This window comes from Streptomyces rishiriensis (genome assembly GCF_030815485.1).
Classification (GTDB): domain Bacteria; phylum Actinomycetota; class Actinomycetes; order Streptomycetales; family Streptomycetaceae; genus Streptomyces; species Streptomyces rishiriensis_A.
Window position 1 is genome coordinate 4,012,089 of sequence record NZ_JAUSWV010000002.1, and the last position, 22,374, is coordinate 4,034,462.

At 71.8% G+C, this 22,374-nt stretch carries 19 protein-coding genes and 2 pseudogenes; 12 read left to right on the forward strand and 9 right to left on the reverse strand.

The annotated features are described in order from the left end of the window. The first annotated feature begins 45 nt into the window (after positions 1 to 45). The 7 genes and pseudogenes from QF030_RS20285 to QF030_RS20315 all read left to right on the forward strand — a co-directional run bounded on the left by QF030_RS20285 (position 46) and on the right by QF030_RS20315 (position 8,167). Positions 46 to 834 carry a winged helix-turn-helix transcriptional regulator gene (locus QF030_RS20285; protein WP_307164089.1) on the forward strand — a complete coding sequence of 263 codons (789 nt, stop codon included), beginning with the start codon at positions 46 to 48 and terminating at the stop codon, positions 832 to 834. 105 nt (positions 835 to 939) lie between these two features. Next, positions 940 to 1,962: a LacI family DNA-binding transcriptional regulator gene (locus QF030_RS20290; RefSeq protein WP_307164090.1), complete on the forward strand. Its 1,023-nt coding sequence runs from the start codon at positions 940 to 942 to the stop codon at positions 1,960 to 1,962. A gap of 251 nt (positions 1,963 to 2,213) precedes the next feature. After that, positions 2,214 to 3,416 (forward strand): S1C family serine protease, encoded by a 1,203-nt coding sequence (locus tag QF030_RS20295; protein WP_307164091.1) that lies wholly within the window; start codon positions 2,214 to 2,216, stop codon positions 3,414 to 3,416. 29 nt (positions 3,417 to 3,445) lie between these two features. After that, complete coding sequence (locus QF030_RS20300) at positions 3,446 to 3,655, forward strand: hypothetical protein (protein ID WP_307164092.1); 210 nt, start codon at positions 3,446 to 3,448, stop codon at positions 3,653 to 3,655. A gap of 117 nt (positions 3,656 to 3,772) precedes the next feature. Then, positions 3,773 to 4,510: a response regulator transcription factor gene (locus QF030_RS20305; protein WP_020130372.1), complete on the forward strand. Its 738-nt coding sequence runs from the start codon at positions 3,773 to 3,775 to the stop codon at positions 4,508 to 4,510. Then, positions 4,507 to 5,955 (forward strand): HAMP domain-containing sensor histidine kinase, encoded by a 1,449-nt coding sequence (locus tag QF030_RS20310; RefSeq protein WP_307164093.1) that lies wholly within the window; start codon positions 4,507 to 4,509, stop codon positions 5,953 to 5,955. The genes QF030_RS20305 and QF030_RS20310 overlap by 4 nt, the downstream gene beginning before the upstream one ends. A gap of 113 nt (positions 5,956 to 6,068) precedes the next feature. Further along, positions 6,069 to 8,167, forward strand: a pseudogene (locus QF030_RS20315) (pectinesterase family protein). 105 nt (positions 8,168 to 8,272) lie between these two features. Here QF030_RS20315 and QF030_RS20320 read toward each other — a convergent pair. From QF030_RS20320 to QF030_RS20335, 4 genes are all read right to left on the reverse strand, one after another. Then, entirely contained in the window at positions 8,273 to 10,078 is a 1,806-nt protein-coding gene (locus tag QF030_RS20320; RefSeq protein ID WP_307164094.1) for an ABC transporter ATP-binding protein, read from the reverse strand. Between the two features lie 190 nt (positions 10,079 to 10,268). Further along, the gene (locus QF030_RS20325; RefSeq protein ID WP_307164095.1) at positions 10,269 to 10,403 is read right to left on the reverse strand and encodes a hypothetical protein; all 135 of its coding nucleotides are present in this window, start codon (positions 10,401 to 10,403) and stop codon (positions 10,269 to 10,271) included. A gap of 90 nt (positions 10,404 to 10,493) precedes the next feature. Beyond that, entirely contained in the window at positions 10,494 to 10,628 is a 135-nt protein-coding gene (locus QF030_RS20330; protein WP_307164096.1) for a hypothetical protein, read from the reverse strand. 247 nt (positions 10,629 to 10,875) lie between these two features. Then, the gene (locus QF030_RS20335) at positions 10,876 to 12,678 is read right to left on the reverse strand and encodes a bifunctional metallophosphatase/5'-nucleotidase (RefSeq protein WP_307164097.1); all 1,803 of its coding nucleotides are present in this window, start codon (positions 12,676 to 12,678) and stop codon (positions 10,876 to 10,878) included. A gap of 249 nt (positions 12,679 to 12,927) precedes the next feature. Between QF030_RS20335 and mshD the strand changes: the two genes are divergently transcribed. Beyond that, the gene (mshD, locus tag QF030_RS20340) at positions 12,928 to 13,854 is read left to right on the forward strand and encodes a mycothiol synthase (RefSeq protein WP_307164098.1); all 927 of its coding nucleotides are present in this window, start codon (positions 12,928 to 12,930) and stop codon (positions 13,852 to 13,854) included. Positions 13,855 to 13,887: 33 nt separating this feature from the next. Here mshD and QF030_RS20345 read toward each other — a convergent pair whose 3' ends face one another. From QF030_RS20345 to QF030_RS20365, 5 genes are all read right to left on the reverse strand, one after another. Beyond that, positions 13,888 to 14,604: an ABC transporter gene (locus QF030_RS20345; protein ID WP_307164099.1), complete on the reverse strand. Its 717-nt coding sequence runs from the start codon at positions 14,602 to 14,604 to the stop codon at positions 13,888 to 13,890. Beyond that, positions 14,592 to 16,145, reverse strand: coding sequence for an ABC transporter permease (locus tag QF030_RS20350; RefSeq protein ID WP_307164100.1), 1,554 nt, complete (start codon positions 16,143 to 16,145; stop codon positions 14,592 to 14,594). Before QF030_RS20350 ends, QF030_RS20345 begins: the two co-directional genes overlap by 13 nt. After that, positions 16,142 to 17,020, reverse strand: a complete 879-nt coding sequence (locus tag QF030_RS20355) for an ABC transporter ATP-binding protein (RefSeq protein ID WP_307164102.1) — start codon at positions 17,018 to 17,020, stop codon at positions 16,142 to 16,144. Before QF030_RS20355 ends, QF030_RS20350 begins: the two co-directional genes overlap by 4 nt. Before the next feature lie 67 nt (positions 17,021 to 17,087). After that, entirely contained in the window at positions 17,088 to 17,930 is an 843-nt protein-coding gene (locus tag QF030_RS20360) for a zf-HC2 domain-containing protein (RefSeq protein ID WP_307164103.1), read from the reverse strand. A 67-nt stretch (positions 17,931 to 17,997) separates the two neighbouring features. Then, a complete protein-coding gene (locus QF030_RS20365) occupies positions 17,998 to 18,549 on the reverse strand; it encodes an RNA polymerase sigma factor (protein WP_142264985.1) in 552 nt (183 codons plus the stop codon). 121 nt (positions 18,550 to 18,670) lie between these two features. Here QF030_RS20365 and QF030_RS20370 point away from each other — a divergent pair. The 4 genes and pseudogenes from QF030_RS20370 to QF030_RS20385 form a co-directional block, all read left to right on the forward strand. Then, positions 18,671 to 19,039 (forward strand): annotated as a pseudogene (locus tag QF030_RS20370) (GntR family transcriptional regulator); the annotation flags it as partial. Positions 19,040 to 19,170: 131 nt separating this feature from the next. Next, positions 19,171 to 20,121 (forward strand): ABC transporter ATP-binding protein, encoded by a 951-nt coding sequence (locus QF030_RS20375; RefSeq protein WP_307164105.1) that lies wholly within the window; start codon positions 19,171 to 19,173, stop codon positions 20,119 to 20,121. After that, on the forward strand, positions 20,118 to 21,143 hold the full coding sequence (locus QF030_RS20380; RefSeq protein WP_307164106.1) for an ABC transporter permease: 1,026 nt from the start codon (positions 20,118 to 20,120) through the stop codon (positions 21,141 to 21,143). Before QF030_RS20375 ends, QF030_RS20380 begins: the two co-directional genes overlap by 4 nt. Next, complete coding sequence (locus QF030_RS20385; RefSeq protein ID WP_307164107.1) at positions 21,140 to 22,168, forward strand: hypothetical protein; 1,029 nt, start codon at positions 21,140 to 21,142, stop codon at positions 22,166 to 22,168. Before QF030_RS20380 ends, QF030_RS20385 begins: the two co-directional genes overlap by 4 nt. Positions 22,169 to 22,374: the final 206 nt, after the last annotated feature.

Below are 22,374 nucleotides of genomic sequence, written 5' to 3' on the forward strand. Positions count from 1 at the left end.
GCAGTGCCGCAATGTCCTCGCAGGGACCGAGGAGGAACCAGACGTATGAGTTCTCTGCTGCTCCTGACCAACGCTCTCCAGCCGTCGACGGAGGTGCTCCCGGCTCTCGGACTGCTGCTGCACAACGTGCGGGTGGCCCCGGCCGAAGGCCCCGCCCTCGTCGACACGCCGGGCGCCGACGTCATCCTGATCGACGGCCGTCGCGACCTGCCCCAGGTCCGCAGCCTCTGCCAGCTCCTGCGCTCCACCGGGCCCGGCTGTCCGCTCATCCTGGTCGTGACCGAGGGCGGCCTCGCCGCCGTCACCGCCGACTGGGGCATCGACGACGTACTGCTGGACACCGCGGGACCGGCCGAGGTCGAGGCCCGGCTGCGACTGGCGATGGGCCGCCAGCAGATCGTCAACGACGACTCCCCGATGGAGATCCGCAACGGCGACCTGTCGGTCGACGAGGCGACCTACAGCGCGAAGCTGAAGGGACGGGTCCTGGACCTGACCTTCAAGGAGTTCGAACTCCTGAAGTACCTGGCCCAGCACCCGGGCCGGGTGTTCACTCGCGCACAGCTGCTCCAGGAGGTCTGGGGCTACGACTACTTCGGCGGCACCCGCACCGTCGACGTCCACGTACGACGTCTGCGCGCCAAGCTCGGCCCCGAGCACGAGTCGCTGATCGGAACCGTCCGGAACGTCGGTTATCGATTCGTTACCCCTGAGAAGGGGGAGCGCGCGAGTGACGACGCGAAGGCCAAGGCGGACCGGTCGGAGCAGGCAAAACCGGACGATGCGGACAACGTGGCCGCCCTCGACGCCGCAGAGGTCTCGGCGGAGGCGTAGTACCCGCCGGTAAGCCCGGCGCCCGCTCGGGAAGGGCGTTGCTCGCGCACAGGGAAGGTCCTGTACGCCCTGCCCGGAGCGGGTCCATCCGCGTAGACTCCGCGCGTGGCCAAGGTGACTCGGGATGATGTGGCGCGACTGGCGGGGACTTCGACCGCCGTCGTCAGTTATGTCATCAACAACGGACCCCGGCCGGTCGCCCCGGCCACGCGCGAGCGTGTACTCGCCGCCATCAAGGAACTGGGGTACCGGCCCGACCGGGTCGCCCAGGCGATGGCGTCCCGGCGCACCGACCTCATAGGCCTGATCATCCCGGACGCCCGTCAGCCCTTCTTCGGCGAGATGGCCCACGCGGTCGAGCAGGCCGCCTCCGAGCGCGGAAAGATGGTGCTGGTCGGGAACACCGACTACGTCGCCGAGCGCGAGGTCCACTATCTGCGGGCGTTCCTCGGGATGCGCGTCTCGGGCCTCATCCTCGTCAGCCACGCGCTGAACGACCTGGCGGCCGCGGAGATCGACGCCTGGGACGCCCGGGTGGTGCTGCTGCACGAACGCCCCGAGGCCATCGACGACGTCGCCGTCGTCACCGACGACCTGGGCGGCGCCCAGCTCGCCGTGAGCCACCTCCTGGAGCACGGCTACCCGTACGTGGCCTGTGTCGGCGGCACCGCGGAGACCCCCTCCGTCGGCGACCCGGTCTCCGACCACGTCGAGGGCTGGCGGCGCGCGATGGACGAGGCCGGAGTCAGCACGGAGGGCCGCCTCTTCGAGGCGCCGTACAACCGCTACGACGCCTACCGCGTCTCCCTGGAGCTGCTGGCGGGCCCGGACCGGCCGCCGGCCGTCTTCTGCTCCACCGACGACCAGGCGATCGGTCTGCTGCGCGCGGCGCGCGAGCTGCGCATCGACGTGCCCGGTGAGCTGGCGGTCATCGGCTTCGACGACATCAAGGAAGCGGCCCTCGTCGACCCGCCCATGACAACGATCGCATCGGACCGCTCGGCGATGGCCCGGGCGGCGGTCGACCTCGTCCTGGACGACGGTCTGCGGGTCGCGGGGTCGCGGCGTGAGCGGCTGAAGGTGTTCCCGTCGCAGCTGGTGGTCCGGCGGTCCTGCGGCTGCGAGTAGCCCTCCACGAGCGGCCCGTGCTCCCCGGGCGGCTCTCCACAGGCTCGTGCGACCCCCGTACCAACCCTGCGTGAGACGCGTCTCGAACCCCGTACGGTCCCCGTACGAGCCCTGATGAGACGCGCCTGAGACGCGTCTGAGAGGCTCCGCCCTTCTCCGGGATCGCTCTTCATATCGGGCATACGAGGTTCTCGCGGGCTTCTCAGGGAGCACTCAGGGAGCTCTCATGGTCGGGCGAGAAGCTTCTTCCCATGACCGAGAGCATCCGCCGCAGCGGCGAGTACGAGAACTTCGAGAACCCGTACCAGGCCCCGTACGAGGGCGCCCAGCAGCACGCCTCCTCTCCCATGGCCTCCCCGGTGAACCCGGAATGGCCGCCCCCGCCGGCGTACGAGCCGGTCGCGCAGCCCGTGCAGCAGCCCGGACAGCAGCAGCCGGCCGTCGAGCCCACCGCGGTGTGGCAGACCCAGGCAGCGGCCGGCGGCGCCGACAACGGCGGCAGCGGCGGCGGAACGGCTCTCCTCACCCCCGTGGTCTCGGAACCCGCGCCCGCCCGGAAGAAGCGCGCCCGCGGTCCGTTCGCGCTGCTCGCCGCCGTGGCGATCGTCGCGGCGGCCATAGGCGGCGGCACGGCCTACGGCATCCAGGAGCTGACCGGCAAGGACGAGGTGGTCTCCTCGTCCACCACCACGAGCGTGGTGCCCTCCAGCAAGACGGGTGACGTGGCCACCATCGCCGCGGCGGTCAGTCCGAGCGTCGTCGAGGTCAGCGCCACGCTCAGCAACGGGACGTCCACCGGCTCGGGTGTGATCATCACCAGCGGCGGCGAGATCATCACCAACAACCACGTCATCTCCGGCGCCGACTCGATCAAGGTGACGACGAGCGACGGGAAGTCGTACACGGCCAAGGTCGTCGGCACGGACAGCAAGAAGGACCTCGCGCTCATCAAGCTGGAGAACGCGTCCGGCCTGAAGGCGGCGACCCTCGGCAACTCCGACGGCGTCAAGGTCGGCGACACGGTCGTGGCGATCGGCTCTCCCGAGGGCCTGACCGGCACCGTCACCAGCGGCATCGTCTCCGCGCTGAGCCGGGACGTGACCGTCTCGACCGACGAGAGCCAGAGTCAGAGCCAGGGCCAGGGCCAGGGCCAGGGCGGCGACGGCAACTGGCCGTTCCAGTTCGGCGGCCAGCAGTTCAACGGCGACACGGGTACGTCCACGACGACCTACAAGGCGCTCCAGACGGACGCCTCCCTGAACCCCGGCAACTCCGGCGGCGCGCTCATCGACGCCGGCGGCAACATCATCGGCATCAACTCCGCGATGTACTCCGCCGCGACGGACTCCTCCTCGTCCGCCGACGCCGGCAGCGTCGGCCTCGGCTTCGCCATCCCGATCAACACCGTCAAGGCCGACCTCGCCACGCTGCGGGCCGGCGGCTCCGACAGCTGACAAACCACCACCGAGTCAGGGAGTACGTCATGATCAAGCAGGTTTCGCACACGGTGACCGGTTTCGGTGCGGCCGACCTCGGCCTGGCCCTCGACGTGGCGTACGAGCTGCAACCGCCGGTCGTGCCGGCCCGCGCGCCGGAGGTGGCGGCCCCCCAGCTGATGGGGCTGCGCACCAGCGCGGCCCGCCCGCACCAGCGCAAGGTGCCGCTCAACCGGCTCGCGGCGCTGCGCGGCTGATCCCGCCCCGAACCACTCTTCACGCGCACACCGGGAACCGTGCGAGGCTGAGAACACTCAGCACGTTCAGCAGGTCCGGCCTCCCGTCGTCCCACCGCACCCGAGGAATCCACGCCCATGAGCCCCGCCGAAGGCGACCGTGACACCCAGCGCATCCTGATCGTCGACGACGAGCCGGCGGTGCGCGAAGCACTCCAGCGCAGCCTGGCCTTCGAGGGCTACGACACGCAGGTCGCCGTGGACGGCGCGGACGCGCTGGAGAAGGCGACGGCCTACCAGCCCGACCTGGTGGTGCTGGACATCCAGATGCCGCGCATGGACGGCCTCACCGCCGCGCGCCGCATCCGCGGGGCCGGCGACACCACGCCCATCCTGATGCTGACGGCCCGCGACACGGTCGGCGACCGGGTCACGGGACTGGACGCCGGGGCGGACGACTACCTGGTCAAGCCCTTCGAGCTGGACGAACTGTTCGCCCGGGTACGGGCCCTGCTGCGGCGCAGCTCCTACGCGGCGGCGGCCGGAGCCGGCGCCGTGGAGGAGGACGAGGCCCTCACCTTCGCCGACCTGCGCATGGACCTCGCGACCCGCGAGGTCACCCGCGCCGGACGCCCCGTGGAACTGACCCGCACGGAGTTCACCCTCCTGGAGATGTTCATGGCCCACCCGCGCCAGGTGCTCACCCGTGAGCAGATCCTGAAGGCGGTCTGGGGCTTCGACTTCGAGCCCTCGTCCAACTCGCTGGACGTCTACGTGATGTACCTGCGCCGCAAGACGGAGGCGGGCGGAGAGCCGCGTCTCGTGCACACCGTGCGGGGCGTCGGGTACGTGTTGCGACAGGGCGGGGCGGAGTGAACAGGGTCGTACGGCGGTTCCGCTCCCTGCCGATCAGGTCACGCCTGGCCATGCTGGTGGCGGCGGCGGTCGCCTTCGCGGTGGCGGCGGTCTCGGTGACGTGCTGGTTCATCGTGCAGGGGAAGTTGTACCAGCAGGTCAACGATGATCTGGAGGAAATGGCGCGGAGGCCCGGCACGGTCAACTCGCTTCTGCAGAGGTGCACGCAGAACCCTCAGGAGAACAACACCCAGCTCTTCCCCGGCCGGAACAACTACGTTCAGGCCATCAAGGAGGAAGGCTCTCCCTGCGTCGACCCGACCTCCCCGGGCACGGTCAAGGTCACGGGGTCCGACAAGGACGTGATCAAGGACGCGAAGAACGGACAGGCCCTCTTCCGCAACGGCACCGATGACGACGGCAACGACGTACGCGTGCTGACGATGTATCTGGGAGCCGACCAGAACGACTCACAGGGTGTTGCCCTGCAACTCGCGGTCTCCCTCAAGGGCACCGAGTCCACCCTCAACGAGCTCGCTCTCATCCTCCTTCTCGTCTCCGGCATCGGAGTCGTAGGCGCCGGCGCCGCCGGTCTGGCCGTCGCCCGGGCCGGGCTGCGGCCCGTCGACAAGCTGACCGAAGCCGTCGAACACGTGGCCCGGACGGAGGACTTGAGCATCCGGATCCCCGTCGAGAGCGACAGCGACGACGAGGTGGCCCGCCTCTCCCGTTCCTTCAACTCCATGACGTCGGCCCTCGCCAACTCCCATGAGCTCCAGCAGCAGCTGATCGCGGACGCAGGGCACGAGCTCCGCACCCCGCTCACCTCCCTGCGCACCAACATAGAGCTCCTCACCCGCAGCGAGGAGACGGGCCGCCCGATCCCCCCGGCGGACCGCAAGGCGCTCCTCGCCTCCGTGACGGCGCAGATGACCGAGCTGGCGTCACTCATCGGCGACCTTCAGGAACTGTCCCGGTCCGAGGGCCAGCGCGGTGAACGTGTGCAGGTGGTCTCGCTGGAGGACGCGGTGGAGTCGGCGCTGCGCCGGGCCCGGCTGCGCGGCCCGGAGCTGACCATCACGGCCTCGCTGGAACCCTGGTACACCCGGGCGGAGCCGGCCGCGCTGGAGCGGGCGGTGGTCAACATCCTGGACAACGCGGTGAAGTTCAGCCCCGAGGGCGGCACGATCGACGTCCGGCTGAGCCACGGGACGCTGACCGTCCGCGACCATGGCCCCGGCATCCCCGTCGAGGAACTCCCGCACGTCTTCGACCGCTTCTGGCGCTCCCCCAGCGCGCGGGCCCTCCCGGGCTCGGGCCTCGGCCTCTCGATCGTCGCCCGCACGGTGGAACAGGCCGGGGGCCAGGTCACTCTGGGCCGCGCGGACGGCGGCGGCACGGTGGCGACGGTCCGGCTGCCGGGGGCTCCGACCCCTCCACCGGAGGGCCCCGCTCTCGCCCCGTAGGGGGCGGACGGCTCTCTCCTCCCGCAATTCCGTGTGTTCGGCAACCTTTCCGATCCGGGCGGCGACCCAGGAGCGCATCAACTCCCCCCGCCCCGCACGGAACGGAATGTCGTATGAGCGCGCACCGAAGCAGCGGCACCAGCAGGCCCCGACACCGCAGGCGTCGCACCGCCCTCGCGATCGGCGTACCTCTCGCCCTCACCGCCGCCGGCACCCTCGCCTACGGCACGGACGCCGGGCTCTTCGGCGCCGACGCGCAGGCGAGGGCAGCGGCCGCGACCGCGGTGGCGCCCGCCTGGGCGACCGCCACCGCCGACGGCTTCGCCTCCGTCAACGCCCTGGGCCAGAACGGCACTTACGGAGGGCGCGACGGCAAGACCGTCACCGTGAAGACACTCGCCGACCTCGAGAAGTACGCGACGGCCGCCGAGCCGTACGTCATCGTCGTCGCCGCGACGATCACCATGGACCCGGTCGGGAAAGAGATCAAGGTCCAGTCGGACAAGACGATCGTGGGGTCCGGGACCGCCGGGCACATCGTCGGCGGCGGCTTCTTCCTCGGCCAGGGCGTCCACAACGTGATCATCCGGAACCTGACGATCCGGGACGCCTACCAGGGCGTCTGGAACGACAAGGAACACGACTTCGACGGCATCCAGATGGACGGCGCCCACCACGTCTGGATCGATCACAACGACATCCGGCACATGGCCGACGGACTCATCGACAGCCGCAAGGACACGACCTACCTGACGGTCTCCTGGAACAAGCTGAGCCAGGACAACAAGGCGTTCGGCATCGGCTGGACCGACAACGTCACCGCCGACATCACGATCCACCACAACTGGATCCGCGAGACCGAACAGCGCAACCCCTCCACGGACAACGTCGCGCACGCGCACCTGTACAACAACTTCCTGGAGGACGTGGCGGGGACGGACATCAAGTCCTCGTACGGCAACTACTCGCGCGGCGCGACGAACATGGTGCTGGAGAACTCCTCCTTCCAGGGCCTGACCAACCCCGTCGTCCGGGACGCCACCGCCACCCTCGTCCAGCGCGGCAACGTCTTCTCCGGCACGACCGGCAAGAACGAGAGCGGCGGCACCGGCGCGGCCTGGGACCCGAAGACGTACTACGCGTACACGCTCGACAAGGCGGCCGACGTCCCGGCGCTCCTCAAGTCGGGCGCGGGCCCGCGCGGTTCCATCGGCACCTCCGCGAGTACGACGACGGCCACCACGAAGGCGGCCGCCGCCACCACGCTCACCGTCGCCAAGGACGGCAGCGGGCAGTACACGACCGTGCAGGCCGCCGTGAACGCCGTACCGGCGAACAACCCCGCGCGCGTCGTCATCGCCGTCAAGCCGGGCACGTACCGGGAACTGGTCAAGGTCCCGTCCAACAAGCCGCACGTCACCGTCCAGGGCACCGGCGGCAGCCGCAAGGACACCACGATCGTCTACGACAACGCGTCCGGTACGCCGAAGCCCGACGGTTCCGGCACCTACGGCACCGGGGGCAGCGCGACCGTCGCCGTCGACGGCGACGACTTCCAGGCCCGTAACCTGACCATCTCCAACGACTTCGACGAGGCGGCCCACCAGGACATCGCCAACCAGGCGGTCGCCCTGCGCACCTCCGCCGACAAGGTCTTCCTCGACGGCGTCATCGTCAGCGGCGACCAGGACACCCTGCTGGTGACACCGCGGCCAAGGACAAGCTGGGCCGCGTCTACATCACCAACTCCTACGTCGTCGGCAACACCGACTTCGTCTTCGGCCGTGCCACCGCGGTGATCGACAAGTCCGTCATCACCCTGAAGAAGCGCTGGAACGGCACCTCGGCCGGCTATGTCACGGCCCCCAGCACGGCCGCGGGCCGCAAGGGCATCCTGATCGCCAACTCCACGGTGAACGGTGACGTGTCCGACCGGAGCTTCTTCCTCGGCCGCAACTGGCACGCGGGCGGCGACGCGACCCTCGACCCGCAGACCACCGTCCGCAACACCTCCCTCAGCGCCGCGATCAAGACCACGCCCTGGTCCGACATGGGCGGCTTCTCCTGGAAGGACGACCGGTTCGCGGAGTACAAGAACACCGGCGCGGGCGCGGGCGCCGCGAGCGCCGACCGGCCCCTCTTGACCGACGCCCAGGCCGCCGCCCAGGAGGTCGCCGACTGGCTCGGCGACTGGACCCCCACGGCCTCCTGACATCCCCCTGCCGGCTCCGTGCCCCTGGCTGCCGCGCCCCCGGGCCGCGGTGGCCCCGGGTCGCGGTGGCCCCGGGTCGCGGTGGCCCCGGGTCGCGGTGCCGCTTCAGAGGCGCAGTACCAGGGTGTCGTCGGTGAGTTCCTTCTTCTCCGTGCGTGCCGCCGGGGGCTTCCCGGTCGTCTCCGACCAGGGTTGGACCAGCCTGGTGTAGGCCTCGCAGCGGGTCATCAACTCGTCGTGCGTTCCCGCGTCCAGCAGCCGTCCCTCGTCCACGACCAGGATGCGGTCGGCGTCGGGGGCGAGGCTCAGGTCGTGGGTGATCATGATGGTGGTGCGGCCGGACATGAGACGGCGCAGGGGCTGGACGATCTGCCGGGCGGCCACCGAGTCGAGGCCGGCGGTGGGTTCGTCGAGGACGAGGACCGGCGCCGCGCGGAGCATCGCGCGGGCGATGGCGATCCGCTGGAGCTGGCCGCCGGAGAGGGCCGCGGTGCCGGGGGCGATGTGGGTGTCGTAGCCGTCGGGGAGGGCGACGATGAACTCGTGGGCGGCGGCCGACCTGGCCGCTCGCTCGATCTCCGGGTCCGTGGCGCCCGGGCGGCCGCACTCGATGTTCTCCCGGATCGTGCCGTTGAGGACGAGGGTCTGCTGCGGGAGCAGGGCCGTGTTCTCGCGGAGGAACTCCAGCGGGACGTCCGTGAGCGGGACTCCGTCCAGGCGGATGACACCCGTGTCCGGGTCGTAGAAGCGGGTGAGGAGTTTGGACAGGGTCGACTTGCCGGCGCCGCTCGCGCCCGTGACCAGGACCAGTTCGCCGGGACCCGCCGTGAAGGTCACGTCCCGCAGCGACTCGCGCGCCGCGTCGGGGTAGCGGAACGAGACGCCGTGCAGGCTGACCCGGCCCCGGACCGGCCAGGCGGGGACGGGGACGTCGGGGTCCTTCACCGACGGCTGCGCGTCCAGGAGTTCCGCGATGCGTTCCGCGCCCGCCGTGGCCGCGGTGACCGTCAGGCCGAGTTGGCCGAGGTTGCGGACCGGCGGGTAGAGGTAGCCGACGAACGCGGCGAAGGCGAGCAGGGCGCCGAGGGTCATCCGGCCGGCCGAGATCTCCCAGACGCCCAGGCCGATCACCGACAGGACGCAGAGGGTCTCGACCACCTCGACGAACTGCTCGTACATCTCGCTCAGCCGCGCCCCGCGCACACTGGCCCGCATCCACGCGCGGGCCTCCTTGTCGAGGCGTCGCTCCTCGTCCCGGCGGCGGTTGTAGGCCTGGGTCAGCACGACGTTGCCCAGGGACTCCTCCACTACCGAGGTGATCGCGCCGTCGGCGACGCGTTCGTCCTGCGAGGCCTGCTTGATGCGGCCGGAGAAGCGGCGGGCGGCGAGCAGGAAGAGCGGGGCGAGGACGAAGGTGGCGAGGGCCAGGTCCCAGCGGAGCCACAGGGCCGCCGCCGCGTAGAAGACCGCCGAGAAGGCCGCGGCGATCGTGCCGACCACGCCCGACACGACCAGCTGTTCGATGGCCTCCACGTCTCCCGTGAGGCGTTCCACCAAGTCGCCGCGGCGGTGTCGCTGGAAGAAGTGGGGTGGAAGGTCCTGGACATGGCCGAAGACGTCCGCGCGCAACCGGAGGACGAACCGTTCCGCCGTCCAGGTCGCGAGCGAGTTGCCCAGGTAGCCGACGAGCGCGCCCAGTGCGGCGACGCCCAGCCAGGCTCCGGCCGGTCCCCAGAAGGCGGCGAGCGAGCCGGCCTCGAGGGCGTTGTCGGTGAGTTCGGCGAACAGCAGGATGGAGGCCGTCTCGGCTAGCGCGGACACCACCACGCACGCCACGATCACCAGCATCCACCTGCGGTCGCCGCGCGTCAGCGGCCAGAAACGGCGGAAGGCCGCACGCGCTTCCCTCATGTCAGCAACTCCCTCGACTCCCTGCTCGTACGCATTCCTGCTCGTACGAACCTCTGCGGGCACGAACCTCTGCGGGCACGAATCCCTGCGGGTACGAACCTCTGCGGGCACGGATCCCTGCGGATACGGCAAGGCATGGCCGAGGCGGGGTCACCGGGTCTCGCCGGTGGCCCCGCCTCGTGGCGTGCCGTCAGCCCTTGTGCGCGACCGGGCGGCGCTTCGGGGCCGCCTTCTTCGCGGCCTTCTTCTTGGCCACGGGCTTCGGAGCCGGGGCGGCGGCGGTCTTGCGGGTCTTCTTGACGGGGGTGATCTTGTGGAAGCTCATGGGAATTACCTCTCCATTTATCAGGTGCCGATTATGTTCGCTTTACGCGTGGCTTATTTGTCGCGGGTTTGCAACAGTGCGACTGCTATCTCAGCCCTTGTGGGAGACCGGGCGGCGCTTCGGGGTCACCTTCTTCGCGGCCTTCTTCTTGGCCACAGGCTTCGGAGCCGGGGCGGCAGCGGTCTTACGGGCCTTCTTGACGGGGGTGACCTTGTGGAAGCTCATGACGTTCTCCGTTCGTTGTGTTCGCTCACTTCGCTTTCGCGTCGTTCGCTTTCGACATGGAAAACACTACGGGACGACCGGAGAAGAAAAGGCCGATTCCGCTGAGACCTCGATGAATTGCGGCTGAGACGAGTTTTCAGACGGCAGTGGGAACCAACCGTGAACTCACACAGGTTTTAATACGAAGAGGCGGCCGCGTCGGTGACGCGGCCGCCTCTGGGTGCCTCTTGGTGTCCTGCCGAAAGGGTTACTGCACGATCGCGATCCGGTTCGCCGTCGGCGGGGCGATCGGGCCCGCGGCCGAGGAGTTGGCGAGCAGGTACTGCTCCAGGGCGGTCAGGTCGTCGGCGCCGACGAGGTCGTTGGTGCCCAGACCCAGCGTGGTGAAGCCGTCGCCGCCGCCCGCGAGGAAGCTGTTCGTGGAAACGCGGTAGGTGGCGGCCGGGTCGATCGCCGCGCCGTTCAGCCTGATGGAGTCCGTGACGACACGGTCGGCGCCGCTCTTCGTCAGGTCCAGCGTGTACGTCAGGTTGGCGGACGGCTGAAGGATCTTCGGCGCGCTCGCGTTCGTCCCGCTCACCTGCTCCTTGAGGACCTGTACCAGCTGAGCGCCGGTGAAGTCCTGGAGGTTCACGGTGTTGGAGAACGGCTGGACGGTGAAGCCCTCGGCGTAGGTCACCACGCCGTCGCCCTCAGCGCCCTTGGCGGCATAGGTGAGACCTGCCCGGACGCCGCCCGGGTTCATCAGCGCGAGGTCCGTCTCCGGGTCGAGTCCCTTGCCGTACCAGAGCTGGGCGTCCGCGATCAGGTCGCCCATCGGGGACTCCGTGCCGGTGTTCGGCACGTCCCCGGAGATGTAGCCGATCGCCCGGTTGCCGACGGGGGCCGCCAGGGTGTTCCACCTGGTGATCAGCTCGGTCATGTCGGGCGCCTTGGCGACGGTCCGGGTGACCACGTGGTTCGCCGTCTTGACCGCCGTACGCGCGATGTCACCGGTGAACCGGTCGTACGTCAGCGTGGTGTCCGTGTACAGACGGCCGAAGGACGCGGCCGAGGTGACCGTGCGCGGCTTTCCCGACGGGTCCGGGATCGTGCACGCGTACGCGGCGTGTGTGTGGCCCGTCACCAGCGCGTCCACCGACGGCGTGATGTTCTTCGCGATGTCGACGATCGGGCCGGAGATGCCGGAGCCCGCGCCCGCGGAGTCACAGTCGTAGTTGTAGGAGGCCGAGGCCGGCAGCCCGCCCTCGTGGATGAGCGCCACGATCGACTTCACGCCCTGCTTCTGCAGCACCTTGGCGTACTTGTTGATCGTCTCGACCTCGTCCTTGAACTTCAGGCCCTTGACGCCCTCGGCGGACACCACACCGGGGGTGTCCTCCAGCGTCACGCCGATGAAGCCGATCCTGACGTCCTTCTTCTTCCAGACGAAGTACGGCTGCAGGATCGGCTTGCCGGTCTTCTCCGACAGGACGTTGGCCGCCAGGTAGGGGAAGTCGGCGCCCTTGAAACGCTTGTCCGTGTAGCAGCCGGCCGTCGGGTGGCAGCCGCCGTTCTGAAGCCGGGCCAGTTCCCCGGCGCCCTCGTCGAACTCGTGGTTGCCGACCGACGTGACATCCAGGTCGAGCTTGTTCAGCGCCTCGATGGTGGGCTCGTCGTGGAAGAGACCCGAGATCAGCGGCGAGGCGCCGACCATGTCGCCGCCGGCCGCGGTGACCGAGTACGCGTTGCCCTTGCGGGCCTCACGCAGGTGCGTGGCAAGGTACTCCACACCGCCCGCGTCGATCGTCTTCGTCGTGCCGTCCGCCTGGAGTTCCGTGACACGGCCGGAGGAGCCGGACGGGGGCTCGAGGTTGCCGTGCAGGTCGTTGAAGGACAGCAGCTGCACATCCTGGTAACGGCTCGGCAGCGGCTTGGAGTGCTTGGCGTCGTGCGCGTCCGCCGGGAGCGCGGCGGCCATGGCACCGGCGGTGGCGAGGCCCGCGGCGGCCGCGAGAAGACGGTATGTACGACGTCTGCCGTTCGGATGCGGCTGGGAAGTGGCTGGCATGCGCCCCCCTGAGGTGTCTGCCTGTGGTGTCTGCGTCCCCCGGGTCCGACCGGCCCCGAGAGACGTATGAGGACGTGGCCCCGTCCGGCGCAGCCTAGGGTCAACGCGCGTAGCGCGACAGGGGGTTCTTGGTTACATCCTGGTTTCCCTTTGCCCTTCGCATACCCTCGGCTCCCCCTTCGCGGACCGCGTCCTTCCGGCTCTCCTCCTGCCGCCACTTTGCCCGGCCCGCCCCTTACCCTCGTACGCATGACCAGCGACGACATCGCACGGATCCCCGGCTCCCGATCCATCGAGACCCACTCCGAGCTCCCCCCCGAACAGACCGAGGCCGTCCTCGAACTGCTCGCGGAGGCCGCCCGGACGGACGGCCAGCAGGCGGTGTCCGAACAGGGCCGCCTACAGCTGCGCGGAGGCGCCCGCGAAGGCGTCTCCCACCTGGTCCTCACGCTCGGCGACGAACTCGTCGGCTACGCCCAGCTGGAGGACACCGATCCGGTCGAGGCACCCGCCGCCGAACTCGTCGTCCACCCCTCGCACCGCGGCCACGGACACGGCCGCGCGCTCGGCTCCGCCCTGCTCGCCGCCTCCGGCAAGCGGCTTCGGGTGTGGGCCCACGGCGGCCACTCCGCCGCCCGGCACCTCGCCCAGGTCCTGGGGCTCTCCCTGTTCCGCGAACTGCGCCAGATGCGACGGCCGTTGACCGACCTCGCGCTGCCCGATCCGGTGCTGCCCGACGGCGTGACCGTCCGGTCCTTCGTCCCCGGGAAGGACGACTCCGCCTGGCTCGCCGTCAACGCGGCCGCCTTCGCCCACCATCCCGAACAGGGCTCCCTCACCCAGCGCGACCTGGACGCCCGCAGCTCGGAGCCCTGGTTCGACCCCGCCGGCTTCTTCCTCGCCTTCCACGGCGAGCGGCTCGTCGGCTTCCACTGGACGAAGGTGCACGCCGAGGAGCAGCTCGGTGAGGTGTACGTCCTCGGCGTCGCCCCCGGCGCGCAGGGGGGCGGCCTCGGCAAGTCCCTCACCACGATCGGCCTGCGGCACCTCGCGGCGCAGGGCCTGCCGACGGCGATGCTGTACGTCGACGCCGACAACAAGGCCGCGGTGTCGGTCTACGAGAGGCTGGGATTCGTCACCCACGAGACGGACCTGATGTACCGGACCGAGACGTGAGCCGGGCAGGCAGGGCCGGGATCCCAGCCCGGGTCACCCGGAGGGACCGCCTCCGGACGGGCCGAGCCGGCCCGACCCGTGTCTGCGGGGTCGCCCGCCCCGCAGCGGCTCCGGTGTCCACAGCACGCTCAGCGTGACCGTCACCCCCAGCAGCAACGCCCATCTCACCTGCGTCGCCGCCCAGTAGGGGTCCTGGGACGTGCCCAGCAGGCCCCACCGGTTAGGGACCAGCACCGCCACCGCGGCCGCAGCGCCCAGCCGGATCGCCGCGCCCCTGCCCACCTCCGCCGTCCGGGTGAAACGGACGGCGATCGTCGCGAGGGCGAGGGCGGCACCGGCCATCCCCGCGGCCTCGAGCGTGGCCGGGCCGAGCGCCGGGCGGGCAGGAGCGGGGGTCAGGAGCAGCACCGCCGCCCACCACAGGGCCAGCAGGGGCGCGACGAAGGCCAGCCGCAGCACGGTTCGCCGCGGGCGGCCCACCGGTGTCGTCGCCGTGGTGTCGCGGGCCGGGTCGTCCAGCACGAAGGCCAGGCCCAGCGCGCCGGTGAGGGCAATGAGGCGCAGCACCAGCCGCCCCAGTTCGGCGTCCGGAGCGTGCTCCGGCAGCCGGGTGGCGCCGGCGAGCAGCAGACCCAGCCCGCCGACCGTGGTCAGCGCCCGCCAGGGCAGGCCGCGCCACACCGGCGGCACCAGGGACCGCAGCAGACCCGGCGGGACCACCGTCGATTCCGCTCGCGCTACTCCGTGCACTCTTCCGCCTCCTTCGGCACCTCGACGCCCAGCAGCTGCGCGGCCCGGGCGGTCGTCGTCCTGGCGGACGTCAGTTGCGTCCAGTGCGCCTTGACCCGGGCCGTCATCTCGGCACGCGGCCGCTCCAGCAGCTCCCCGATCACCGTCGTCTGCGCGCCCGTGAGGCTCAGTCCGTTCGTCGGGGCCAGGACCACGCCCGAGCCGGTGGTGCTGTCGTCCAGCCGCACGTCGCGGAAGGTGGCCATCGGGGTGGGGTCGTGGCCCAGGACGAGCCACATGATGGTCACCGCGCGGGCGTCGCACATCGGCTCGGTCGTCACCTCCTCGGAGCCTCCCACCAGGACCGTGGCGACACCGACCGCGAACTCGGGGACGCGGTTGCCGCCCCAGCGCGTGCCGATCGTCACCTCGCCGGGAGTGGTGGAGGGGTCCAGGGCACCGTCCGTCTCCAGACCCCCGTCGGTGGAGATGCGCTGGCGGACCGTCAGGCCGGCGTCCGCCGCCGTGCCGCCGGCCCCGGACCTGACGCGGTCGACGACCTGGGCCCAGTCGTCCCGCACACCGCTCCACTCGGGGAACGAGCAGTACGTCGAGTGGTCGTGCGTCAAGCACGACTGGACCTTCTGCGGAGAGTCGGACGCGGTCCTGCGCGCCGCGTCCAGAGCCGCCGTGTCGCGCGGGACCTGGCCGATCACGCCGGCCGCGGTGGCCGCGAGGGCGAGCGCGGTCGCCGCCTTGACCGCCCGGGTGCGGCCGCCGGCGACCAGCAGGGCGGCACAGGCCAGCACGGCGCACAGGCCCGTCACGTACAGGGCGTGCCAACCGGCCGGGCGGCCCAGCAGGTCGCTCGGGACCGGATCGCCGCCACTGGACGAGAAGAACTGGATCGGGTCGAGCCGGCGCACCCCGTCCTGCTCGACGTCGATGAGCCCGGAGACCAGGACGCCGATCACGTACACCGCGATGACGAACAGTATGGGCACGAACGAGGAGGGCAGCAGCCGGGCCAGCAGCACACCCATGACGCCTGCCAGCAGGACGCTCAGGGGGCCGACGGCCAGTTCCCCGAAGGAGCCGTGACCGATCGCGCCGGGCTTCAGCGCCTCCCGGGTGTACTCGGCCGCGACGACGAGCGCGGTGAGCCCCGCGAAGGGGATCACGGACAGCACATGGGCGAGAGTCCGCCGCCAGGGTTCCATGGCCAGCACCCCGAACTGCTGCGCGGTGCCGTGCTTGCGCGAGCGCAGCGCGGCCGCGTTGACGCAGATGAACAGGGCGAGGGCGAACAGCAGAGGTGCCGCCTGGGTACGGCGGTCGACCGTGTTGAGGACGGGGAAGTCGTCCATGCCGTCCTTGCTCATCAGCCGCAGGCCGACGAGGACGACGTACAGGAAGAAGGAGAACAGCACCGGGATCTGCTGGAGCAGCTCGCGGGCCTCGAAGCGGGCGAGGGCGAGGACGGCTCCGGTGCGACGCCCTTCGCGCGGCGGCTCGGTGAGCGTGCGGCCGGGTTCGCTGATCGTCGGGGTCGTGGTGCTCACGCCGCCACCTGCGCGCTCTCGCCGTCGAGAGCGAGCAGGTAGCCGTCCTCCAGGGTGGGGTCGAGGAGCTGGGCGCCGGCCGGCGGATCGCCGATGTTGCGGAAGCTTCCGGTGCCGGTGCGCCAGCCCGCCAGGGCGTTCGGATCCCGTTCGGTGCTGCTCCAGACCCGGCCGGCCGCGCGGGCGGTCAGGTCGGCCGGGGTGCCCTCGAAGCGGACGCGGCCCCGGGCCAGCACCACGACGCGATGGCAGAGCATCGCCACGTCCTCCGTCTGGTGGGTGGACAGCAGTACCGTGCGGCCCTCTCCCGCCTGGGCGATCAACTCGCGGAAGCGCATGCGCTGTTCGGGGTCGAGGCCGACGGTCGGCTCGTCCAGCACCAGGAAGCCGGGGTCGCCGACGAGCGCGGCGGCCAGGGCGACGCGCTGCCGCATGCCGCCGGACAGCCGCTTGATGCGTGTGCCGCGCACGTCCGAGAGGTCGACGGCCTCCAGCACGCGCCGCACCTCGCGCAGCCGGGCGGCTCGGTCGGTCAGCTCCTTCAGGATGGCCACGTAGTCGACGAACTCGAAGGCCGTGAAATCCGGGTGGAAGCCGGGGCTCTGGGGCAGATAGCCGAGCGTGCGCCGCAGGGCGAGGCGGCCGGACGCGGTGCCCGGGTCGTGCCCGAGGGCCGTGAACGTGCCCCCGTCGGGCGGCACGGCCGTGGCCAGCACCCGCAGCAGGGTGGTCTTTCCGGCGCCGTTGGGGCCGAGCAGCCCGGTGACGCCGCGTGTCAGCCGCAGCGAGATCCCGTCGAGGGCACGGGTCCCGCCGAAGCGCAGGGACAGGTCGGTGGCCGTCAGGGTGGCGGGGCCGGCGGAGGCGGTGGTCATGTGGAGCTCCTGGAAGTCCGGTGGGCGGGCGGGGCCGGGGCGGCGGTCACGGGGGCGGACGGCCGCGTCACGCGGGGCCGCCGTCCGGGAAGCCGCCCAGCGGGCGCGCGTCGAAGCGGTCACGGGCCTGGTAGAGCAGGAGGGCGGCGAGGACCGTCACGGCCGCGGCGGCCGACTGGCCGGCCACCGTGAACGGGGCGAGCGTGTCGTGGGCGTGCACCTGGCTCTTCGCCACCACCAGCAGCGACACCCACCCGCCGCCGACCAGGGCGGGCGCGACGACCGGACCCAGCCGGGCGGTCAGCGCGAGTCCCGTCGCGGTGAGGGCGAGCGCGGGCAGCAGCCAGGCCAGGGCCGCCAGCCCGTACCCCGGCAGGGCCAGCGTCGCCAGGCCGTTGAACGCCAGGCCCGCGGTGAGCACCGCGACCGTGCGGATCATCAGCAGCCGGAAGCCGTGCAGCGGGGAGACGACGGCCATCTCGTACGTCGGGTCCAGGGACGGGCCGTACGACAGGGCGACCCCGGCGAGCGGGAGCAGCGGGGCGAGGGCGAGGAACAGCGCGGGCTGATCCGCCACCCGCACCGCCAGCACCGTCATGACGAGCAGGAACAGCACCGACAGGAGCCAGGAGCGGCGGAGCACCGGCGTCGCCGTCAGCAGGCGCGCCGTGTGGTCGGCCACGCCGAGCCGCACCAGCAGCCGCTCGAGCAGGCCCTGCCGCGGCGCGTCCAGCTCGGCGTCCAGCCGCTCCCAGCCGACGTCCAGCGCGACGGGGTCGGTGGTGTCCGCGAGCCGGGCCCGGCACTGTGCGCACCCGGAGAGGTGGGTGTCGGCCGACCACAGCAGCGGCGGCGTCAACTCGCCGTGCGCGTAAGCCCGCAGATCCTCTTCAGCCACATGCCACGTCATGCCACGACCTCCCTCGACTGTCCGCCGCCCACGCGCCCGCGCAGGTCCGTTCCGCCCCTGTGCCGTCTCATGCCAGCGCCTCCCGCAGTTGCTTGCGGGCACGCTGGGCCCGCGTCTTGACGGTGCCGGGCGGGATGCCGAGCAGAACGGCCGCCTCCCGGGTGGTGAGCCCGTCGATGACGGTCGCCTGGAGGACGGCCCGCAGCTCCGGCGAGAGGCGGGTGAGGGCCCCGGCGAGGTCCCCGTGCTCCACCCCCGCGAGCACGCGTTCCTCCGCCGAGGCCTCGTCCCGGTGGCGCAGCCGGTACAGCGCCTGGCGCAGTCGGCCGCGCGCCCCGTCGCCGCGCACGGCGTCGACGAGCCGCCGCGAGCCGATGCGCCACAGCCAGCCGGCGGCGTCGTCGGAGTAACCCTCCTGGCGGTGGCGGGCGGTGCCGCGCCACACCGCGAGGAAGGTCTCCTGCACGACGTCGTCGACCGTCCCGGCGTCCGCGCAGCGTCCGCGCAGGCGCGCGGTCAGCCACGGCGCGTACCGCCGGTACAGCTCCTCGAAGGCGTGACGGTCCCGGTCTGCCGCGATGGCCCGCAGCAGCTCCCCGTCGCTTCTCGTTTCGCTCACATCCCCTCATCGGACGGGCCCCGCCGATCGGTTCACGGTGACCGGAGGAATTTTTTCTTGACTTCCCGCACCACCTTCCACCACCCTTTCACTACTCAATTAGTGAAAGGGTGGTTGTCCAGTGGTCGAATACCGCATCGACCGGCACAGCGGCGTGGCCACCTACGTCCAGATCGTCCAGCAGACGAAGCTGGCCCTTCGCCTGGGCGTGCTGCAGGCCGGCGACCAGCTGCCCACCGCCCGCGAGGTCGTCGAGGCGACCGCCATCAACCCGAACACCGTGCTGAAGGCGTACCGGGAACTGGAGCGCGACGGGCTGGTGGAGGCCCGGCGCGGTGTCGGCACCTTCGTGCGGCGCGGGCTGAACACCACCCCGGCCGACTCCCCCCTGCGCGCGGAACTGGACGCCTGGGCCGTCCGGGCCCGGGAGGCCGCACTGGACCGCGACGACGTGGCCGCGCTCTTCACCGCCGTACTCGACGAGCACTTCGCCGTACCGGACACCGACGGCCGAACCGACCGGCACACCCCGACCGACGCGCCCGACCGGCACAGCCGAACCGGCGTGCACGACCCACGCAACCCGCACGACCGGAACGACATCGATCCTGGAGACCCCTCATGACCGACACCGCCATGGCGGCAACCGCGCTCGGCAAGCGCTTCGGCCGACGCGGGGGCTGGGCGCTGCGCGACTGCACGTTCCGCCTCCCCGCCGGGCGCGTCTGTGCCGTCGTCGGCCCCAACGGCGCGGGCAAGTCCACGCTCCTCGCCCTCGCCGCCGGCCTGCTGGCCCCCACCGAGGGCAGGGTCACCGTCCTCGGTGGGGACCCCGCGTCCGCACGCGCGCGTGTCGGTTACGTCGCCCAGGACAAGCCGCTGTACCCCCAGCTCTCCGTCGCCGAGACACTGCGCGTGGGCGCCGACCTCAACCCGGGGCGCTGGGACGCCGAGACCGCCGGGCGGATCGTCGCCGCGGGCGACCTCGACCCCGGGAAGAAGATCCGCTCCCTCTCCGGCGGCCAGCGCACCCGGGTCGCGCTCGCCCTCGCCCTCGGCAAGCGGCCCGAGCTGCTCCTCCTCGACGAGCCGATGGCCGATCTCGACCCGCTGGCCCGGCACGAGCTGATGGGCACCCTGATGGCGCGCGCGGCGCAGTACGGCACGACGATCGTGATGTCCTCGCACGTGGTCGCCGAACTGGAGGACTCCTGCGACCACCTGCTGCTGGTCGGCGGCGGCCGGGTGCGCCTCGCCGGTGAGATCGACGACCTCCTCGCCGCCCACACGCGCGTGAGCACCACCGCGGGCTCCACCGGGCCCACCGCGGACGGCTCACCTGACGGCTCCGCGGACAGCACCCCGGGCGGCCTGCCGGAGCTGGCCCCGCACACCGTCGTCGAGTCCCGGGTCACCGGCCGCCAGCTCACCGCCCTGGTGCGCCCCGCCGGCCCGCTCGCCGACGACTGGCGCACGTCGACGCCCTCGCTGGAGGAACTCGTCCTCGCCTATCTGCGCAACCCGCAGGCCGCCCCGCTCACCCCGACCGAGCCCGAGGAGGCCGCCGTATGACCGCCCTCGCCCCGTCGCCGACCCTCTCGGAGACCACCAGGACCACCCCCGGAGCGGGCTGGCTGCTCCGCCTGCACCGGCCCGCCCTGTACCTGTGGATCGGTGCCGTCGCCGTCCTCGCCGTCGTCCTTCTGTGGCTGGGGGGTCCGCTGACCGATTCGGCGGCCACGGCCTGGCGGGAGTACGACAAGTCCTGTGACACCGGTGGTTCCTGCCGCTACGACCAGGATTCGATCGTCCGCTACAAGGACGTGTACGCGTACACGACCGCCGCGCTGACCGCGCTCCCCTTCGTCGTCGCCGCCTGGGCGGGCGCCGCGCTGTTCGGCCGCGAGCTCGAGCACGGCACCGCGCAGCTCGCCTGGACGCAGAACCTGTCCCCGACCCGCTGGCTGACCACCAAGCTGATCGTGCCCGCGGTCCTGGTCACCGCGGGCACCGGCCTGCTGGTCGCGCTGCACCGCGTGATGTGGACGGCGGGCGACGGCCGTATCGACACCGCCGACGCCTGGTACGCCAACCTCACCCTGCACGCCAACGGCCCCACCACCGTCGCCTTCGCCCTGACCGGCCTGGCCGGCGGCGCCCTCGCGGGCGTGCTGCTGCGCCGTACGCTGCCCGCTCTCACGCTCGCCCTCGCCTGCGTCGCCGCCCTGCGGTTCCTGGCCGACCAGCTCATGCCCCACCTGTGGCCGGCGGTCACCCAGGTCACCAGCCTCGCCGACGGCTACCGGGGCTCGGGGCTCAACGTCGACTCGGGCCTGGTCACCGCCACCGGCGCGCACATCGCCGACCCCGGCTGCGGGTCCACCATCGTCGCCGGCTGCAAGACGGTGTACGCCGACCTCGACGCCACCGGCTTCTACACCACGTACCACCCCGAGTCCCACTACTGGCCGCTCCAGCTGACCACGACCGCCCTCGTGCTGGCCGTGGCCGCCGCCCTCGCCGTGACCGCGTTCGTCCTGCTCAAGCGCTCGACCGCCGCCCCCGCACGCGTCCGCACCGAGGCCGCCGCATGACCGCCGTCGCCCCCGCCGCCGCCCCCGCCGGACCGGCCGGCCGCATCAGCAGCAGCAGCGTCGGCCGTACCGCCTGGGGCACCGCCCGCACCGTGCTGCGTCTGCACCGCACCGCACTCCTTGTCTGGGCCGCCGTCGTACTGGCCCTGAGCGGCTGGCTGGTGTGGCTCACAGCGGTCGCCGTCCAGGAGGAGGTCGCGGCCTGGGAAGCCTGTGAGCGTGCGGGCCAGGACCTGTGCGACATGACGGTCGGCTGGGTCGGGTACAGCGAGTCGCTCGGCTGGGTCGGCCTGCTGATCTCCTCCTGCTTCCTCGGCGTGGCCGCCTTCGCGGGCGGCGCGCTGATCGGCCGCGAGCTGGAGAACGGCACCGCGCGCCTCGCCTGGGCCCAGGGCATCACCCCCGCCCGCTGGCTCGCCGCCAAGCTCGCCGTCCCCGCGCTCGCCCTGACCGCCGGCGTCACCGTGCTGGTCCTGGTGTACCGCTGGGCCTGGGGCGCCAACCGCTTCCTCACGTACAACGGGTGGATGGGCGACGACGCCTACCTCTCACGAGGACCGGCCGGCCTCGCGTACGTCCTGTGCGCGCTCGCCGTCGGCGTGCTCACCGCGCTCCTGCTGCGCCGCGCGCTGCCCGCGCTGGCCGTCTCCGTCGCCGCGACCGGGCTGCTCGCCTTCGTCGTGGCGCAGTACCGCGGCTCGTTCTGGCCGGCCGTCACCCGCACCTCCACGGCGGGCACGGTCGACTATCCGGACAACGCCTGGGAGCTGGAGAACGGAGTGCTGATCCACGGGCGGCGCACCCCGGACATCGGCTACTGGACCTGTGACGGCACGGCCGCCGAAGCGCGGCGCTGCCTCGACGACCTGGGCATCACCGGCTCCTACACGACCTACCACCCCGAGTCGCACTACTGGCCGATCCAGCTGGTGGAGACCGGCGTCGTCCTGACCGTCGCCGCCCTCGCCGTCGCCGCCGCGTTCCTCCTCCTGCGCCACCGCACGGCCCGCCCCTGCCCGGCCTGACCCCACCGCCGGCCCCGGGGTGCGCGGGCCCCTGAGCGGGGGGAGAGAAACCGACCCGCAGCCCCCGGCCCCACCGCACACCCCGGGATCACCCCAGCCCATCCCCGGGCCCACCCCGCCACACACCCCGGGATCACCCCGGCCCACCCACGCCCCACCCCCAGCCCACCCGCCGGCCCCAGCCCACCCCGCCTCGCCCCACGCGG

Bases quoted from the DNA above. Each gene is read 5' to 3' on its own strand.
- QF030_RS20330 (WP_307164096.1), bottom strand. From the start codon at position 10,628: ATGAGCTTCCACAAGGTCACCCCCGTCAAGAAGGCCCGTAAGACCGCT.
- QF030_RS20300 (WP_307164092.1), top strand. From the start codon at position 3,446: ATGATCAAGCAGGTTTCGCACACGGTGACCGGTTTCGGTGCGGCCGAC.
- QF030_RS20360 (WP_307164103.1), bottom strand. From the start codon at position 17,930: ATGACGTGGCATGTGGCTGAAGAGGATCTGCGGGCTTACGCGCACGGC.
- mshD (WP_307164098.1), top strand. From the start codon at position 12,928: ATGACCAGCGACGACATCGCACGGATCCCCGGCTCCCGATCCATCGAG.
- QF030_RS20305 (WP_020130372.1), top strand. From the start codon at position 3,773: ATGAGCCCCGCCGAAGGCGACCGTGACACCCAGCGCATCCTGATCGTC.
- QF030_RS20285 (WP_307164089.1), top strand. From the start codon at position 46: ATGAGTTCTCTGCTGCTCCTGACCAACGCTCTCCAGCCGTCGACGGAG.
- QF030_RS20325 (WP_307164095.1), bottom strand. From the start codon at position 10,403: ATGAGCTTCCACAAGATCACCCCCGTCAAGAAGACCCGCAAGACCGCC.
- QF030_RS20355 (WP_307164102.1), bottom strand. From the start codon at position 17,020: ATGACCACCGCCTCCGCCGGCCCCGCCACCCTGACGGCCACCGACCTG.
- QF030_RS20385 (WP_307164107.1), top strand. From the start codon at position 21,140: ATGACCGCCGTCGCCCCCGCCGCCGCCCCCGCCGGACCGGCCGGCCGC.
- QF030_RS20295 (WP_307164091.1), top strand. From the start codon at position 2,214: ATGACCGAGAGCATCCGCCGCAGCGGCGAGTACGAGAACTTCGAGAAC.
- QF030_RS20375 (WP_307164105.1), top strand. From the start codon at position 19,171: ATGACCGACACCGCCATGGCGGCAACCGCGCTCGGCAAGCGCTTCGGC.
- QF030_RS20380 (WP_307164106.1), top strand. From the start codon at position 20,118: ATGACCGCCCTCGCCCCGTCGCCGACCCTCTCGGAGACCACCAGGACC.
- QF030_RS20320 (WP_307164094.1), bottom strand. From the start codon at position 10,078: ATGAGGGAAGCGCGTGCGGCCTTCCGCCGTTTCTGGCCGCTGACGCGC.
- QF030_RS20335 (WP_307164097.1), bottom strand. From the start codon at position 12,678: ATGCCAGCCACTTCCCAGCCGCATCCGAACGGCAGACGTCGTACATAC.